The sequence below is a fragment of the Desulfobacterium sp. N47 genome (assembly GCF_051233685.1).
Lineage (GTDB): Bacteria > Desulfobacterota > Desulfobacteria > Desulfobacterales > RPRI01 > RPRI01.
This window is the reverse complement of sequence record NZ_JBAMMY010000237.1, coordinates 1-17,719: the sequence shown is the minus strand read 5'-3', so window position 1 is coordinate 17,719 and position 17,719 is coordinate 1. Positions and strand designations below refer to the sequence as shown.

The 17,719-nt window shown below is 44.1% G+C and carries 18 protein-coding genes; 7 read left to right on the top strand and 11 right to left on the bottom strand.

All coding sequences use genetic code 11. The features are described 5' to 3' along the window. Positions 1 to 100 precede the first annotated feature (100 nt). From VXK47_RS15270 to VXK47_RS15220, 11 genes are all read right to left on the bottom strand, one after another. Positions 101 to 2,092, bottom strand: a complete 1,992-nt coding sequence (locus VXK47_RS15270) for a PAS domain S-box protein (protein ID WP_435549650.1) — start codon at positions 2,090 to 2,092, stop codon at positions 101 to 103. A 284-nt stretch (positions 2,093 to 2,376) separates the two neighbouring features. Further along, entirely contained in the window at positions 2,377 to 4,434 is a 2,058-nt protein-coding gene (locus VXK47_RS15265) for a sigma 54-interacting transcriptional regulator (protein ID WP_435549649.1), read from the bottom strand. 10 nt (positions 4,435 to 4,444) lie between these two features. After that, positions 4,445 to 4,789 (bottom strand): circadian clock KaiB family protein, encoded by a 345-nt coding sequence (locus VXK47_RS15260; RefSeq protein ID WP_435549648.1) that lies wholly within the window; start codon positions 4,787 to 4,789, stop codon positions 4,445 to 4,447. Positions 4,790 to 4,814: 25 nt separating this feature from the next. Further along, positions 4,815 to 5,147 (bottom strand): circadian clock KaiB family protein, encoded by a 333-nt coding sequence (locus VXK47_RS15255; protein WP_435549647.1) that lies wholly within the window; start codon positions 5,145 to 5,147, stop codon positions 4,815 to 4,817. After that, complete coding sequence (kaiC, locus tag VXK47_RS15250; RefSeq protein WP_435549646.1) at positions 5,144 to 6,898, bottom strand: KaiC family protein; 1,755 nt, start codon at positions 6,896 to 6,898, stop codon at positions 5,144 to 5,146. Before kaiC ends, VXK47_RS15255 begins: the two co-directional genes overlap by 4 nt. Before the next feature lie 192 nt (positions 6,899 to 7,090). Then, positions 7,091 to 7,483, bottom strand: a complete 393-nt coding sequence (locus tag VXK47_RS15245) for a hypothetical protein (RefSeq protein WP_435549645.1) — start codon at positions 7,481 to 7,483, stop codon at positions 7,091 to 7,093. Between the two features lie 18 nt (positions 7,484 to 7,501). Then, positions 7,502 to 7,795, bottom strand: a complete 294-nt coding sequence (locus VXK47_RS15240) for a hypothetical protein (RefSeq protein WP_435549644.1) — start codon at positions 7,793 to 7,795, stop codon at positions 7,502 to 7,504. 167 nt (positions 7,796 to 7,962) lie between these two features. Further along, entirely contained in the window at positions 7,963 to 8,067 is a 105-nt protein-coding gene (locus VXK47_RS15235; protein WP_435549643.1) for a Thivi_2564 family membrane protein, read from the bottom strand. A gap of 127 nt (positions 8,068 to 8,194) precedes the next feature. Further along, positions 8,195 to 8,773 carry a PEP-CTERM sorting domain-containing protein gene (locus VXK47_RS15230; protein WP_435549642.1) on the bottom strand — a complete coding sequence of 193 codons (579 nt, stop codon included), beginning with the start codon at positions 8,771 to 8,773 and terminating at the stop codon, positions 8,195 to 8,197. A 604-nt stretch (positions 8,774 to 9,377) separates the two neighbouring features. Beyond that, positions 9,378 to 9,731 carry a hypothetical protein gene (locus tag VXK47_RS15225; RefSeq protein ID WP_435549641.1) on the bottom strand — a complete coding sequence of 118 codons (354 nt, stop codon included), beginning with the start codon at positions 9,729 to 9,731 and terminating at the stop codon, positions 9,378 to 9,380. A gap of 137 nt (positions 9,732 to 9,868) precedes the next feature. Beyond that, positions 9,869 to 10,435, bottom strand: a complete 567-nt coding sequence (locus tag VXK47_RS15220) for an AI-2E family transporter (RefSeq protein ID WP_435549640.1) — start codon at positions 10,433 to 10,435, stop codon at positions 9,869 to 9,871. A gap of 311 nt (positions 10,436 to 10,746) precedes the next feature. Here VXK47_RS15220 and VXK47_RS15215 point away from each other — a divergent pair, with 311 nt between their 5' ends. The 7 genes from VXK47_RS15215 to VXK47_RS15185 form a co-directional block, all read left to right on the top strand. After that, positions 10,747 to 11,637, top strand: a complete 891-nt coding sequence (locus VXK47_RS15215; protein ID WP_435549639.1) for a mechanosensitive ion channel family protein — start codon at positions 10,747 to 10,749, stop codon at positions 11,635 to 11,637. A 27-nt stretch (positions 11,638 to 11,664) separates the two neighbouring features. Continuing rightward, positions 11,665 to 12,549 (top strand): ABC transporter ATP-binding protein, encoded by an 885-nt coding sequence (locus VXK47_RS15210; RefSeq protein ID WP_435549638.1) that lies wholly within the window; start codon positions 11,665 to 11,667, stop codon positions 12,547 to 12,549. Between the two features lie 2 nt (positions 12,550 to 12,551). Next, the gene (locus VXK47_RS15205) at positions 12,552 to 13,598 is read left to right on the top strand and encodes an ABC transporter permease (protein WP_435549637.1); all 1,047 of its coding nucleotides are present in this window, start codon (positions 12,552 to 12,554) and stop codon (positions 13,596 to 13,598) included. 148 nt (positions 13,599 to 13,746) lie between these two features. After that, positions 13,747 to 14,601 (top strand): 4-phosphopantoate--beta-alanine ligase, encoded by an 855-nt coding sequence (panC, locus tag VXK47_RS15200; protein WP_435549636.1) that lies wholly within the window; start codon positions 13,747 to 13,749, stop codon positions 14,599 to 14,601. A gap of 49 nt (positions 14,602 to 14,650) precedes the next feature. Continuing rightward, the gene (gene metK, locus VXK47_RS15195; protein ID WP_435549635.1) at positions 14,651 to 15,820 is read left to right on the top strand and encodes a methionine adenosyltransferase; all 1,170 of its coding nucleotides are present in this window, start codon (positions 14,651 to 14,653) and stop codon (positions 15,818 to 15,820) included. A 194-nt stretch (positions 15,821 to 16,014) separates the two neighbouring features. Further along, positions 16,015 to 17,469: an adenosylhomocysteinase gene (gene ahcY, locus VXK47_RS15190; protein WP_435549634.1), complete on the top strand. Its 1,455-nt coding sequence runs from the start codon at positions 16,015 to 16,017 to the stop codon at positions 17,467 to 17,469. Positions 17,470 to 17,511: 42 nt separating this feature from the next. Further along, on the top strand, positions 17,512 to 17,719 hold a 208-nt coding region (locus VXK47_RS15185; RefSeq protein ID WP_435549633.1), incomplete at its 3' end, for an IS4/Tn5 family transposase DNA-binding protein.

The following is a 17,719-nucleotide window of genomic DNA, read 5'->3' as shown; positions in this document are numbered from 1 at the left end:
ATTTGGCTGAACCTCAGCATATTGAGGGATATTTTGAAGAGGACTGAACAGTCAAACCATGGGCGATCTTGAACCGACAGACCTGCCGCTCAAAATGGCCTCATTTTTCTCTAACCAAATCCATCACTTTGATAGCTAAATCCTTCATTGAGAATGGTTTTTGAATGAAGTTCACACCCGCGTCCAACAGTCCATGATGGACGATCACATTGGCTGTATATCCGGACATGAACAGAATCTTCATGCCGGGATAAAGGGATTGCATCCGTTCCGCCAGGTCTAAGCCGTTCATTTCCGGCATGACTACGTCGGTGAGGATAAGTCGTATCTCTCCTGCGTGTTCCTCTGCCAGCTCAATAGCCTTACCCGGCATTCCTGCGGCCAGCACCCGATACCCTATATTTTCAAGCATAATTTTAATCATCGTCAGGAGCGCAGGCTCGTCCTCCACCACCAGCACTGTTTCGCCATGGCCTATAGGGATTTCCGTCGCTCTTTCCCGCCGGATATCGATGCTTTGGTCTATGTGCCGGGGCAGATAGATTCTAAAGGTCGTTCCTTTTCCCGGTTCGCTGTAAACGTTTATGAATCCGTTGTTCTGCTTGACGATGCCATACACTGTAGATAGCCCCAGGCCGGTTCCCTGGCCTATCTCCTTGCTGGTGAAATACGGTTCAAAAATCTGATTGAGGATCTCCTTGTCCATGCCGCATCCATCGTCGCTGACGGACAGCAGCACATACTCTCCTGCCACAAACCCGGTATGACCAGCGCAGTAGATTTCGTCAAAGACTGCGTTTCCAGTTTCGATTGTTACCTTGCCGACGCCGGTAATGGCGTCCCTGGCGTTGACACAAAGATTGGCCAGGATCTGATCAATTTGCGAAGGGTCCATCTTAATCGGGCACGGATCCGCCCCGGACAGCCAGGCCAGGTCGATATCCTCGCCCATGAGATGCCGGAGCATCTTGATCATGCTCTCCACGGTCTGGTTCAGGTTAAGCACCACGGGAATGATAGTCTGCTTACGGGCAAATGTCAGCAATTGCCGGGTTATATCCATGGAACGTATTGCGGCTTTGTGGATTTCTTCAAGGTCGGCATGCAGCGGCAGGTCCGTGTCTGTTTTATCCATGGCCAGTTCCGTATAACCAAGGATCACATTGAGCATATTATTGAAATCGTGGGCTACGCCACCCGCCAGCAGGCCCGCCGCTTCCATCTTTTGGGCATGCTGAAACTGGGCAGCCAGCCGAAGACGCTCGGTGATGTCCCGTTTGACTGCCACGTAGTTTACAATCCGGTCCGAAGAGTCGCGAACGGGTGAAATCGTTGTTTCCTCGGTGTAAAGAGTCCCGTCCTTGCGCTTGTTGACTATAAGGCTCGTCCAGGTTTTTCCGCCCGAGATGGTATCCCAAAGATTGCGGTAAAATAGTTCATTCTGCTCGCCGCTCTTGAGGATGCGCGGATTCCGGCCGACAGCCTCCTCCCGGGAGTAGCCAGTCGTACGCTCGAAGGCCGGGTTCACGAACTGTATGATTCCCTGGGCATCGGTTATGACAATGGCTTCCCCTGCCTGCTCAAGGGCGGCCATCAACCTCTTACGCTCGGCCTCGGCCCGCTTTCGCGCGGTGATGTCGCGGATATTGCACTGGATTACCTTGCTATGGTCCACCAGGTAAACATTGCTGACAAACTCCACGGCGATGGGCTGTCCATCATGGGTTTCCAGCGGCAAATCCTCGTAACGGATGTATTCGTTATCCTGCAAGGCCTTGAAAGCGTCCTTGGAAGCGGCAATATCTTTTAATATTCCGAGTTCCCAGATATATTTTCCATATAATTCATCGTAAGAATAATGGAGTAAATGTAACAGAAAAGGATTGACATCAACCACCTTGCCCGTATCGGCATCAAGAATCAGGATACCGTCCTTTGCTGATTCAAAGAGGCGCCGGTATCGCTTCTCGGAATCCTGCAGCGTCTCCCAAGTTCTCTCCTTTGTCAGTAATGTTTCTTCCAGCAGTTTAATTCGCACGTTCAGTTCGGTGTCGGCAAGGCGAAGTTGTTTTTCGACTTTTGTATTTGACATAATTATAACCTCAAAAAATTTGTCTTCAGGCCGGCACCCAAGTTCAGGTAGAGTCCTTGTTAGACGGCAGATGAAGCGGATAGCTCTGAACAACCGTTTGTGAAATTAGATCGAGTATAGTAATAGTTATCCAATTGGCTTGATTAAGCAAATAGTCTGCCAATAGGCGAAGGAGAAACATATGTTTAGATTAATCTATTTATAACAGATAGTTAAATTAATAAAAACAGAACACAGCAAAGTATAAAGCGGTTTATTTGGTCTCAAGATTTGGTGGAACCTCATCATATTGATGGATATTTTAAGTAGTCAGGAGCCAGAATACAGGAGTCAGAATTCTGTATTCTGGCTCCTGACCCCTGACTACTGTATTCTTTTGTCTCCGGCCGGACTATGCCGAGCTTATGCATCCTTGCTCTTAAGGTACTCGGATGAATGCCAAGAATCAGTGCGGCTCCGTACTTTCCATCAATGCGCCATCGGGTTTCAGAAAGTATTTTAAGAATCTGATTTCGCTCAGTCTCTTCCAGGGTCCTCACACCGGATGAAAGTGAGGGAGGTGAAATGTCAAGTTTATCTGACAGCTTGAAAACCGGCCCTGGGCACAAGATCACGGCCCGTTCAATGATGCTTTCAAGCTCCCGGACGTTTCCGGGCCACGGGTATTCCTGCAACGCCTTCATCGTCTCGTTCTGAATGGAGGTAATCTGTTTGCCGAATTTCCTGGCATATCGCTCTATGAAGTTTTGTACCATCAGCGGTATATCATCTTTGCGCTGCCTTAGTGGCGGGACAGTGATGGGAAAGATGTTGAGCCGATAGTAAAGATCCTGCCGGAACCGGCCCTTGCGGACCTCTTCCTCAAGGTCCCGATTGGTCGTTGCTATGATCCGCACATCAACTTTGATAGTTTGGGACGAGCCCAGGCGTTCAAACTCGCTATGTTGAATCACTCTGAGTAGTTTAGACTGAAACTCCAGCGGTAGCTCTCCGATTTCGTCCAGGCACAAGGTTGACCCATGGGCGACCTCGAACCGGCCTATCTGCCGGGTATCGGCCCCGGTATATGCTCCCTTTTCCCTTCCGAATAATTCGCTCTCAATTAAATTCTCCGGCAGGGCAGCACAGTTAACGGTGATCATGGTCCGTTTCTTACGGGGACTCATGTTATGGACGGCGAAAGCGATCAACTCTTTTCCCGTACCGGTTTCACCAAGAATGAGGACTGTTGTGTCCATAGGAGCAACTTGTTCCGCCCGATAGAGAACATACTTAAGGCCGTCACTTTGCCCGATAATATTCTCAAATCGATATTTCATTTTGTGCTCTTTGCGGAAGTAAATATTCTCGGCCTCGAGCTGGTCTTTCATTGTTTTAATTTCAGAAAGAACCGTCCTGAGTTCAGCCGTCCGATCCTCCACTCGTTGTTCGAGCTCGTCATGGGTTTTTTGCAGCGCCTCCTCCATATTCTTGCGCTGGGTGATGTCCGTCATTTCGACAACAGTGTTGACAACACCCTTATGAGCGATAAGTGAGTTTGCGCTCAACATAAAGCAAAAAAACTTGTTATCCCCATGTTTGAAAGTGACCTCAACCGCGTGAAGGGACTTGTTACCCACTGCTGATTGAAGGACAAAAGGAGTTCCGTCGGGATAGAGGAGGTGAAATGCCTCGTCAAACGGCTGGAAGATCGGGCTTTCACCCAAAAGTACATTGGCAGACTGACTTGCACGGATGATAGTGCCTTGGTTGTCGCAGAGAATAAATATTCCCTCAGCTTGATAGAAGATTTGATTTATCAGTTTTTTCTCTGCCAATATCTCTTCATTGCGCTTTTGTTCCGTCAGATCGGTAATCACTATGCATACTACACCGGAAATATTTGAGTTCCGAAGAGCGCTTACGGAAAGTAAGACAGGTATGGAATTTTCACCTCCGGCCTGCAAGGCAAGTTCCACCTTATTGTTTTTCTTTAAACCCTGTTTAACCAATGTCTCAAACAATTGAAGGTCTGTTGATGAAATGTATTGGTTAATTGAAGATCCTGATACTTTTTCCAGAGATTCTTTGACGATATCTGCAAAACGTTGGTTACAGTAAAGAATCGTGCCGTCTGCGGCCAGTGTGACGGCCCCTTCGTTCATTGTTTCGAGCATGATCCTGTAAGGATACTCGGCGCCCGTCAGGGTAAAAACCTGATCCCCGATCTCAGTTGAGACAACGAGCGCATCCACCTCGCCGTTTCGGATAGCTCTCAAAGCCTCCTCAGCTTCCATCATCCGTGATTTGAGTTCCTGCAACTCATCCAAAAGTTGCTGACGTGTTCTATGCGCTTTGCTCATTGATTCATCCTTAGGAATTTTTGGGGCTCAAATCAATGCCTACAAGAAACTTGCCCGTATCAGACATGTCGCCGATGAGTTTCCGGAGCGGCAGGGGGAGCTTTTTGATGAGCGTTGGGACGGCAATAATCTGCTCTGCCTTGGCCAGGTCGGGCTGTTGGTAAATGTCTATCACCTTGAGTCCATATCGGCCTTTCAGGTGTTCATCACAGATTCTTCTGATATTGGCGATTGCCCGGGTCGACTTTGGGGTCATCCCTGTGACGTACAAACAAAGTACATACTTTGCCGTGTCGCGCATCGCTATAGCCTTTTCGAGTTCCTCCGCGCTTGTTTTCACTCTTTTCGTTTTCATCGGTGGTACTCCATAATTGATTTTATCATCCGGAGGCAGACCTAATATCGAGTCCCACCAGCACGCGCTCCGTGTTAGCCAGATCTCCTATAATCTTTTTAATCGGTTCCGGAAGCTTTCTTACCAGTGTGGGTATGGCAATAATCTGATCCCCTTTAGCAAGCTGGGGATTCTTTAAAAGGTCTATTACTTCAATGCGGTATTTTCCTGCGAGATGCTCTTCGCAGATTTTCTTTAAATTGGCAAAGGCCGTAATCGATTTTGGGGTCTGACCGGCTACATATAAGCGGAGATTCCAGATTTCTTCTATCGAATCGGTCTGTTTTTTCTTCCCCTTTCCTGATGAAACTGCGCTCATCTTACACTCCTTTCCCCCTTCTTTTTCGGGCGCTTTGCCTTTGAATCTGAAGGGTTACCCTTGCGAAGATGCGCCATTTCAAGGCGGTCTTCCGATAGAACAGCTTGTCTTTTCTTCTCTTCTTCCGCAATCAAATACAGCTCTTCAGATTCCGCATCGAACTCGGCACGGATGGCTGCGATCTTTTCTTCCAAAACTTTTCTCTTGCGTTCCTGCTCGCGGAGCTTGCTATCCACCTCAAACCGACGCGCCAGCTCGGAGGCCTTTTCCTCAGCTTTCTGAGTTGCCCGTGCACTGCCGGTTAATATCTCGCCGGAACCGGTATAGATATCGATAAGGCTAATGCCATGGTTTGTGAGCAGGAACTCCTGAATCTGGTTGGAGTGTGCCATACCGCGGGACTTTAAAATGTATAGACCCCGGTTGCGTTCCCCATTAAGTTCTATATCTCTGAGGAGAAGCCACGTATCGATCAGAGAAGATATCTCTTCGCTTGTGTGTTCAAGGCTGCCGGTAAAATGAGTGAGGTCCGTAAGAAATGTGGATATCTTTTTCATCTTCGTAAAGTCGATCAGGCGCGTTAATATGGATTTGACCTCTGCTGCTGTTCCGGCGGAGCTCAGGTTGCTGATCGGGTCCACAATAAAGACCTGGGGATCGAACTCCTCGATCACCTTATGAAAGGTAAGAAGATGCATCTCAAGGCCGTAAAGCGAAGGCCGGGCTGAATAAAACTTTAAAAGCCCCTTCTTCACCCATCGGGTAAGATCCAGGCCGATGGAACCCATATTCCGGATGATCTGGCTGGGCGATTCCTCGAAGGCAAAATACAGGCAGCGCTCACCCCGCAGGCAGGCAGCGTCGGCAAAGGTAGCCGACAAGCTTGTTTTGCCTGTGCCGGCTGTGCCTGAGACGAGAATAGTACTGCCACGGTAAAATCCCTTCCCGTCAAGCATTGTATCCAGCTTGGGGACGCCCGTGGCGATGCGCTCTTTGGAAACGGGGTAGTCGAGCCCCAGGGAAGTAATCGGCAGGATAGAAAGACCGCCCTCGTCTATCAGGAAAGGATACTCATCGGAGCCGTGAGATGAGCCGCGGTATTTGACAATACGCAGGCGGCGGGTGGAAAGTTGCTCATCAATGCGGAAGTCAAGCAGGATCACGCAGTCAGCCACGTATTCTTCGAGCCCGTAGCGTGTCAGCATCTTGTCGCCCCTTTCTCCTGTGACGATGGCAGTCACACCGCGGTCTTTCAACCAGTGAAAAAGCCGGCGAAGCTCTGCCCGAATGATTCCTGCGTTAGACAGCCCGGAGAAAAGCACTTCTATGGTATCCAGGACAACCCGCTTCGCTCCGATGGAATCAATTGCTGTTTCCAGACGAATAAACAATCCTTCAAGGTCGTACTCGCCCGTCTCCTCAATCTCGCTTCGCTCGATTACGACGTGGTCGGTTGCGATGAGGCCACGCGATATCATGTCAGGGAGATTAAAACCAAGGGAGATGAAGTTCTTTGCAAGATCTTCCGGTGTCTCCTCGAAGGTCATGAAAACCCCAGGTTCTCCGTAATCCATGGCGCCCCGCATTAGAAACTCCATGGCAAAAAGTGTTTTGCCGCAACCGGCACTGCCGCAGATCAGGGTCGGCCTGCCTCTCGGAAGCCCTCCCTTCGTGATCTCATCGAGACCCTTGATGCCCGTCGGGCATTTTTCAAGAACATCAACATTGTGTTTTGCCTTGACCGCCGTCATATCCCAAATCCTTTACTATTCTGAAACAATACCGCACCCACCCCTCCTCTTAAAGGATGAACGGCATCATTTTATTTTTTTGCGAAGTTAATTATCATAAAATTCATTACCTCACAATATAAAAAAGCAGGAATGGGATCTCGACATTACTCATCATCGTGAAATTTAATTTTGTTATTTTTACCGTGTTTGTCATGCGAACCCTTCACCCTTTTCATATAACACCCAATGACGTTGGCCCTGACGCTGGTAGTGACGTTCGCTGAATGGAGCCAAAAGATGTATTCTCCAGTCGTGTTTTGGATCTGTGGCTGCCAGCTCTTCAGCCTGAGCCACAGTCATGTATTCGCTGCAGCTTCGCGCTTCCATTTCAGAATATATACACTCATTGTTTTTAGTCAGCAATGCGTTACCGAATCCGACAGCAATTATTTCTTCTATGGGCAGGGTTGTATGCTTGCCGTCACAGAAAGGGCATATCTCGTTTTTGGCTTCAATGCCGCAAAGCATTTCAAATCCTGATACGGCGCTTAACAAAGACGTAACGGAATCGTACTTCGATATCATATTATGTTTATTCATCATAGAGGCCTCTTTTAAATGCTAATACCAGAATGGGGCGCCTTCTTGAGGTTCCATTATGTTTCCATGTTTGCCGATAAACCGCAGTCCATTCAAAGAATCATCGGCTATACACTCTTTTTGCAGCACACCCAATCCAAAAGGATGTATTAGATAAAGACCGCTTGTATTAATTATAATATTTTTAATCTTGCTGCTGTATTCTTTTAAAACATTGACCAGTTCCAGTGCTGAAAATCTGTCAAATTCACCCATCAGGTCAAGATGTAGGTTAGCTTTACTTTTGTGCGCAGTTATTCTGAAATTTGATGCCATTGGTTTAAACCTCCATCGATAATTTTATGCCACAACCACCGGAATCCTTGATAGCCAATAGACAATATTATTACACTTTTTACTTCCCGATACGAATCGTTGAGATATTCCCTATGATCCCGAAGGCACTTAACAGCCGGAGAATCACTGCAATAATCACCACGACATTAAGGAGTTGTCTTTATGGTGGCCTGCATCGGTATGTAGCTGTCAATCACCCAGAGCATCACCCCGACAACAATCAAAACAAGCACTAAATGAGTTAACGGCATAGTATTATTTCTCCTTTCATGCTTTTTAATTCCTTGCCATTTAAAGGTTTCGAAGAATTATAAAAATGTCCGGCAAACTTAAGAACTACCGGACATTTTTCCCTTCGCGATGTTTATCGGTAATTTATTATTTTTTAGATATTTTCCGAGAAAATGTTCCAACTCCTACCAACCCCATCCCAAGAAGCATTAAGGTGGCTGGTTCAGGAACAGATTTAGGAGGAACGTGGCCCGACGCGGAAAAACTTGCTGTTCCACCGTCGGAGTTTGCGCTAAAATACAAGTCACCAGGGGTGTCATTCAAACCGGTTATGTGCGCAATGCCAGTTATAGCAAGGCTCATTGTGTTGGAATCTCTGTAATTAATTTTAAGCCCTGTTGCGTCAAAGCTGTAAGTTTTTCCGCCAGAGACAAACGTCCAGAGTGGTATAATAGGATTTGGAGAAAGCGAAGGGGAAAACCTGAAGGGATTAAACGTAATACTCTGACCTGAAAGAGCCGCAGCATAGTCACCGGTTCCCCCTGTGGTTGAGACTACAACATTATTGAAGCCGGTGAATGCCGTAGCAAATAACAAATCTGAATTATTCTGCGCGGATGTTCCGCTAAATGATATGGCGCCCTTAATTGGGGTGGCCATCGCGTTAAATGCTAAGACACAACTTAATACAGCCACTAAACTGAAAACTTTAAACAATTTTTTCATAATTATTTCCTCTTTCATTAATATACTATTTTAGTTTTATCAAATCGGCCATAAAACCCCAAGATTTTATGCTCTGGAACAAACGGCCACCAGGAACGCAAAGAAATTGTAGAATCGGCAAAATTTTTGTTTCTACTGCACCTCCCTTCCAAATGGCTCACCTTTCCCGGTAAGGATTTAAACGGATACAAGGGTCTTCACTGTCCATGAAGTTACTAAGAACAAACATCATTGCGCTCCTTTGATAGTGCCTTCATTCGCTGTTTATAAGGATCATAAAAGGTAATAGCAATTACTCTGCCAATAGCCGAAGGAGAACTATAATTTTGAATTAATCGTATAACAACAAGGTGTTATAAATTAATGGGATGGAGTAGAGGAAAGTGTTAAATGATTCATTTTTCCTCAATATTTAGCGTAACCTCAACATATTGATGGATACGTTGAGGAGAAATCTCTGTGGTCTGAGGCGACCTTGTTATACCAAGTCACATTCAAATTCTAGCTGCGATGGCTTCGTCGGTTCTGTCCTTAAGCGTATTACATATACGCCCGCGGGAAAACCTCCTTGCCGCTTTGCTATCTTTTTGAATGCAACTTGGTATCAGACCGTTGAGTTTTGTCGATTTTCTTCCAAGAAATAAGCAAACTCCCCACCCAAAAGGTTTTTTGTAATCTTTGGATCCAATGCCGGAGCGATATCCCTGAAATAGGCGCGAATATGATTGAACACTTCTTGGTCGTTGTAGAGATAAGTTCCAACCAATGCCAATAACAGCATGATGAAAGGAATCAAGCTGATGAGGATATTAAAGGTAATCCCCGAAGATAAGAAAAACCCACTGTCATTATTGAATTTTCCCAGAGCCTGCCAAAGAAGACCGAAATTTTTTAGTATCTTTTCGAGAAATTTGAATCTCATCGATTGAGTCCGTTTCATTGCGCCAGGTGTTCCCAAAAGACAATCCACTACTCAATTTCAGTGCCGGATCCAAGCATGATGGCAAGCCCACGAGTTTCTTCATAACTTTCCAGCGCGATCTTAACAAGGCTGGTCATGGGCACCGAGAGGATCATGCCGATCGGTCCAAGAACTCATCCCCAGAAGACCATTGAGAGGAAGACAACCAGCGTTGATAGACTCAGGCCTTTGCCCATAAGTTTCGGTTCTATGATATTACCCACAACGATATGCACGACAACAAAGCCAAGGATTGTTAGAAGGGCAGACCCCACCCCTAACTGGACAAGAGCGAGAAGGGCAACGGGCAGGGCAGCAATGATTGAGCCAATGTTAGGCACATAGTTCAGCAGAAACGAAAGCATCCCCCAGAGCAAAGGAGAATCGACCCCAATGATTAAGAGCCAAAGCCAGATCACAACACCAATAGTAGCGCTGATCAGGGTTTTAATGACCAGATAGCGGTTGGCATTCCGGCTGAATTTCTCAATAGCAGACAGAGCCCTCTCCGGGTTTTTTAAAAAAATCCTTAATTTCTTTGGAAAATCTGCTGCCTCCAGAAGGATGAACACTACCGTAAGCAGGATCAGAAACGTATTGGTAAGGACAGTGCTGAGAGCTGAGAATATACCGCCAACCAAGTTCATCACCCACCCCGGATTGAAAGTAGCAGTTTCCTTGGCAGGTTGTTTTGTGCTCATAGGAGAAACGCTGCTCGAAACATTTTCGAATGGATTCGTGGGACGGTTCAATTAGGCTCAAATTTTGCGTGCAGTGAAGCATAGCGCTATCCTCGAAATACTAAATGTATTCCTGTGGTTAAAATTTTCGCCCGCCTTGACCTTGACCAAACTGAAACATTTTGAAAGTGGCTCAAAAGTCTTAATAAACATATCGGATGATTTCCATCTTGAAAGACGGTATGGTTTGTTGTATTGTTTCAGATTCAAATTTAATGCAAGCTTATCTGCAATTTTAAGTATAAGAACAGATAAAATACTGAAAGGTGATAGTGAATACAGGCTGGCTCAATATAAAAAATATTTTAGATCCTGCAACAGGTTTGGGAGCCTTATTCCTGGCCATAGTTTTGGTGTTTATCTCCCTCTGGGCCTGTTCCGTTACAACACGGCTTGCTCATGGATCAAACTGGGTTATAGGAAAACTGAAATTTAAGATTGATGAAACGGTAGTCAAATACGGTTTGCGTTTCAAAAATCTTCTTATCTGGATGTTGTTTTTAATATTGTATGCCAGTTTTGTTCCGGGGCTTAGGGCATTGTTCAGCACAATTGTTGCGGGCGCCGGTATCACTGCTCTTGTGGTAGGTTTTGCAGCAAAAGCATCCCTTGCGAATATAATTTCAGGACTTAGCATTGCAGTATACAGGCCCATCCGGATCGGCGATAAAATATCAATAGAAGGCGAATACAGCGTTGTTGAGGATATCACGCTGCGCCATACTATTGTAAGATCCTGGGATTACAAACGGCTTGTAATACCGAACTCGAAACTGGATGAAATGACCCTGATAAATTACAGCATAATAGATCCGCGCATGAAATGCACAATAGATTTAGGAGTAAGTTATGACACTGATATTGATCTTGCCAGAGAAGTTATTCTGGATGAAGCATATAAATGTCCTTACCGCGACAAAAATGGAGAGAATGAGCCGTATCTTATGGTCAAATCTCATGGAGATTTTTCAATCGGAATGAGGTTGTATTTATGGGTTTTAGATATAGATGATGCATGGAGTGCAAGATTCTGGCTGCTTGAAAGTATAAAAAAGCGTTTTGACCGCGAAGGCATTGAAATCCCCTTTCCATATCGAACCGTGGTTTACAAGAATGATCTGCCGGCTCCCAGACATAAAAATGATTCTAATACCAGGTCTTAATCAGATGGAAATTATAAAACATATATTATGAACTATCTGCTTGAAATAAAAAATCTTGTTAAAAAATATAAGCAGGTGGTTGCGGTTGACGGCATAAGCTTTTCAGTTACTGAGGGAACCTGTTTTGGTCTTATAGGCCCGAATGGCGCCGGCAAAACAACTACCATTGAAGTAATTGAAGACATAATCCCTCCAACTTCAGGCGAAATTCTTTATAAAGGCAAACCCAGGTCATCGTCTTTTAAACAGGAAGTAGGAATACAATTCCAGCAGACCGCTTTGCTTTCTTCACTTACTATACGTGAAACCTTGAAAATATTTAAAAGCCTTTACAATAAATCGGCTGATATTGAAGAAATTATTGATATCTGCAATCTGCGTGAAATACAGAAAAGAATAAATGATAAAATTTCCGGAGGACAGAAACAACGTCTTATGCTCGCTCTTGCGATGATTAATAAGCCAGAGCTTATGTTTTTAGATGAACCTTCAACAGGACTCGATCCCCAGGCAAGACGAAATCTGTGGAGTATTATTCATAAAATAAAAGAAAAAGGGAAAACGATTATTTTAACAACTCATTACATGGAAGAGGCACAGCGCATATGTGATGAAATTGCAATAATGGATAATGGAAAGATAATAGCACAAGGTACCCCCAATCAACTTATTAAAAAATATTGTGAAGAAATTACTATAATCTTGCCTAAAGACAGCATTGGCTTTTCCATGGAACAGATTCCTTTCAGATATCTTGAGATAAACGATAAAATTGAAATCAAAACAAGCGATATTAATTCCTGCCTTAATATTTTGATATCAAAATGCACTGATTTAACTGAACTTGTTGTCCGTTCCCCCAATCTGGAAAACGTATATTTAAATTTAACAGGAAAACGGCTAAGAGATTAGATATGAGCTTTAAAAGACTTTGGGCAATGTTTCATGCACGTAACATAGAATTTTTCAGGGACTGGTCGGCCCTTGGCTGGAATTTTTTTTTTCCTTTTTTAATTGTTGCAGGATTTGGAATGGTTTTCGGTGGAAATGATTATACTGAATACAAAGTCGGAGTTTTTCCGTCTCAGTATGAGATAATACACTCTGAAAGAACCGATCTTCCTTTGCGATTTGCAGAAACCCGCTATATCAGGTTTATAGGATTTAAATCTTATGAAAACGGAATAGAAAAATTAAAGCATCATAAAATAGATTTTCTGGTTAAAGCCGGTTCGCCATCACATGAATATTGGGTCAGTGACAGCTCCCCAAAAGGTTATATAATCGAAAAGATATTTAAAAGCTCTCTGCTGCCGGATATAAAAAACATTGCCGAAAAAAAGGAAATAAAAGGAAATGAAATAAGGTATATCGACTGGCTGTTTCCCGGCATCCTTGCAATGAATATGATGTTCAGCGCTCTTTGGGGTGTTGGATATGTAGTGGTACGTTACCGTAAAATGGGTGTGCTAAAGCGTCTGAATGCAACCCCTCTTACGGCTTTTGAATATCTTAGTTCACAGGTATTGTCGCGAATATTTATTCTATTATTTACCCTCGGAGTTGTCTGGTTTGGATGTGATCTGGTTTTTCATTTTAAGGTTGCAGGTTCTTATTTTGACCTTTTTATAATTTTTTTTACCGGAGGCATATGTCTTAGTGCATATGGGCTTGTTATTGCCGCAAGAGGATTCAGCGAAGAGTTTACAAGCGGCGTTGTGAATTTTATCAGCTGGCCCATGATGTTTTTATCCGAAGTATGGTTTTCCCTCGAAGGGTCACCGCACTGGATAAAATTAATAGCCAAACTCTTTCCGTTAACCCATATGCTTTCAGCCGCAAGAAAAGTAATGAACGACGGAGCTACTCTGTCTGATGTTAGCCCTGAACTTGCAGTTCTGATTTTTATGACACTGCTTTCAATTGTGGCAGGAGCGGCACTCTTTTCCTGGAATAAATAAATTGTTTTTGTATTTATTGACTTTTTTTGTTCATTGCATTATGAAATTTTTATAAATAATACCCTGCTTTATTGGACTTTTTACCAGGGCGTGCTTATTTTTCAGGCTTATCCTGTCGATATTATTAATCAGTTTTATAACAAGCGAGGTGAGTGCCATAAAAATAATTAATAAAATTAAAGATATGCAGGAATTTTCAGATCGTGTCCGGGCAAACAGCGAATGTTTGGCTTTTGTTCCTACAATGGGCTTTTTACATCAAGGCCACCTTGCACTTATGAAAAAAGGTCGCGAGTTAGCAGATGTTGTTGTTACGAGCATATTTGTCAATCCCACCCAGTTCGGCCCGAATGAAGATCTGGCATCATATCCCAGAAATATCGAAAGAGATCTTGAACTGCTGGAAAAAGAACGTGTTGATGTAGCGTTTATTCCGGATGCAAAAGATATCTATCCTGATAGATTTCAGACCTATGTGGAATTAAAAAGCCTTCCTGATCATCTGTGCGGCCTGTCAAGGCCTGTTTTGTTCAGGGGAGTTTCAACGATAGTTTCCAAATTTTTTAATATTGTAAAACCTCATATTGCTGTTTTCGGCCAAAAAGATTTTCAGCAGCTTCTTGTGATAAAGCAAATGGTTTCCGATCTTAATTTCGATATCGAAATAGTTGGAGTTGCTACTGTAAGAGAAAAAGACGGGCTTGCCATGAGTTCAAGGAATACTTATCTTAGTCCTGAAGAAAGGATTAATGCCTTATCCTTGTATAAATCTTTGGAAAAAGCCATGGAAATGGTAGGAGCAGGAGTAAGGGATTCATCAAAAATTATTGCGCAGGCAACAGAATTAATAAACTTATGTCCGGATGCTTCTATAGATTATATAAAAATTTGTGATTCCGAGACACTTGAAAGTATAGACACGTTTGACAGACCGGCTGTGATGGCTCTTGCAGTAAAAATCGGAACAACAAGGCTTATAGACAATATGGTATTACAGGCTTAATGCCGTTAACATTCGCGCTTACATATTGAACAATTAAAGGAGACGATTAATGGACAATGAACAATACTTTTTTACATCAGAATCAGTAACCGAAGGACATCCTGATAAAGTTGCGGATGCCATTTCCGATGCCATACTTGATGCTATTATGGAAAAAGACAAAAACTGCCGGGTGGCCTGCGAAACTCTTGTTACTACAGGACTGGCATTTATAGCCGGAGAAATAACAACCGAATGTTATGTTGATATGCCTCAGATAGTAAGAGATACCATTCGTGAAATCGGATACAGTTCTTCCCAGATAGGATTCGACTGGAAAACATGTTCAGTTATAACAAGTATTGACCATCAATCGCCTGATATTGCCCAGGGTGTAAACACCGGCCAGGGGCTGTATCTGGAACAGGGTGCAGGCGACCAGGGCCTTATGTTCGGTTATGCCTCTGATGAAACTCCTGAATTAATGCCCATGCCCATAGTATATGCTCATAAACTTTGTCACCGGCTTGCTACAGTAAGAAAAAACGGGGCGCTGGATTTCCTGAGGCCTGACGGTAAAGCCCAGGTTACAATAGAATACGAAAACAGCTGTCCCAAAAGAGTTGATACCATAGTTATTGCTGCACAGCATAAACCTGATGTAACTTATGATGATCTCAGAGAAGCTATTATAAACGAAGTGATAAAAAAAGTTATCCCCAAAGATATGATAGATGGTGACACAAAGTTTTATATAAATGCTACCGGAACATTTGTTTTAGGCGGCCCAATGGCAGACTGCGGGCTCACCGGCCGTAAAATTATTGTTGATACCTATGGCGGGCAGGGAAGTCATGGCGGCGGATGCTTTTCCGGCAAAGACCCATCAAAGGTGGATAGAAGCGCTTCATATATGGGAAGACACATTGCAAAGAACATAGTAGCTGCCGGTATTGCAAAAAAATGCGAAATACAGGTTGCTTATGCTATAGGTGTTGCAAACCCCATATCTATATTGATTGATTTTAAAGGAACGGGAGTTGTTCCGGGAAAACGCGTAAAAGAAATAGTAAATGAAGTTTTCGACTTAAGACCGGCTGCTATTATTGAATATCTTGACCTTTTGCGGCCTATCTACAAGAAAACCGCAGCCTACGGGCATTTTGGGCGAAGTGAGCCTGAATTTACCTGGGAAAAAACCAATATGGCGGATGTGCTGAGAGAAAAGGCAGGATTGTAAATATTTTAATGAGCCAGTTTCAAAACGTCCCATTTAGGCCGATCTTTTGCGTTGGGCTCAAATTTTGCACGCAGTGAAGCATAGCGCTATCCTCGAAGTACTAAATGTATTCCTGTGTTTAAAATTTTCGCCCGCCTTGACCTTGACCGAACTGAAATGTTTTGAAAGTGGCTCTAATACGTCAGGAGTATAAAATGGTCAGTAAAGTAAAAAAGAAAAAAGTTGCAGGCACACCTAAGCTGGATCTTTCACTTGCTTATAAAGTCGCCGATATTTCTCTTGCTGAATTAGGCATTAAAGAAATGGAACTATCTGAAAGAGAAATGCCCGGTCTTATGGCTGTCCGTGAAAAATATGGACCCCAAAAGCCCCTTAAAGGCATGAAAATAATGGGAAGTCTTCACATGACTATTCAGACGGCCATGCTGATTGATACCTTAAAAGCTCTTGGCGCCGATATCCGCTGGGCGACGTGCAACATATTTTCCACTCAGGATCATGCAGCCGCGGCAATAGCAAAAAAAGGATCAGCAGCAGTATTTGCCTGGAAAGGTGAAACGCTTGAAGATTTCTGGTGGTGCACGGAACAGGCGCTTATCTGGCCGGACGGCACAGGGCCGGATCTGATAGTAGATGATGGTGGTGACGCCACTTTATATATTCATCAGGGTGTTATGGCGGAAAATGATCCCTCATTGCTTGACAAAGAATATGATAGCCCTGATATGAAATGCCTTATCGCACGGCTTAAAGACAGTTATATAAGGGATCATGGATTCTGGACGAAAACAGCATCCGCAATTAAAGGGGTTTCCGAGGAAACTACCACAGGTGTTCACAGGCTTTACACCCTTGCAAAAAACAACCAGCTTTTATTTCCGGCTTTTAACGTTAATGATTCCGTTACTAAATCCAAATTCGACAATCTGTATGGATGCAGGGAATCGCTTGCAGACGGCTTGAAACGCGCAACCGACATCATGATTGCAGGCAAAATGGTAGTAATATGCGGATATGGCGATGTGGGCAAAGGATGCGCCCGGTCAATGCGCGGTTTTGGAGCACGGGTAGTAATAACCGAAATTGATCCTATATGCGCTCTTCAGGCAGCCATGGAAGGCTATGAAGTTTCGACCATTAAGGATGTTGCTTCTGCAGCCGATATATTTGTAACTGCAACAGGCTGTTGTGATGTCATAACCGGCGAGCATATGGAAAAGATGAAGGATGAAGCCATAGTATGTAATATAGGTCATTTCGACAGCGAGATTCAGACAAACTATCTTATAAACACGGCAGAGTGCAAAAAGATTAATATTAAGCCGCAGGTGGACAGGTGGATATTAAAATCCGGGCGTTCGATTATTCTTCTTGCCGAAGGAAGGCTTGTAAACCTTGGGTGCGCAACAGGACATCCCAGCTTTGTTATGAGCAACAGCTTTACAAACCAGTGTCTTGCCCAGATAGCGCTTGCAACCGGAAAATATGAAAAGCAAGTCTATACTCTTCCAAAAACACTTGATGAAGAGGTGGCCCGCCTGCATCTTTCACGGCTGGGAGCAAAACTTACAAAGCTTAGTAAAAAACAGGCGGATTACCTTGGGGTTTCTATAAAAGGGCCTTTCAAACCTGACTATTACCGTTATTAGTTATAAGACCATCACTTTAAATTTTGCAGGGCGGCATTTGAAATGCCGTCCTGCAAATATAAGGTTGTTTTGTACAAACAGACTGCGACAGTCGAGAAGCCTTTGTTGACTAAAGCTCCTCCCGTGGATTGGGCAGAGGAAGAATTCGGGAATATCGGTTTGGGTGACAAACGGCTGAGCCGCAGGCTTGTCACCATTGCCCGGGATTTTTATGCACGGCCGCAGGCCAGCATTCCGCAGGCCTGTCAGA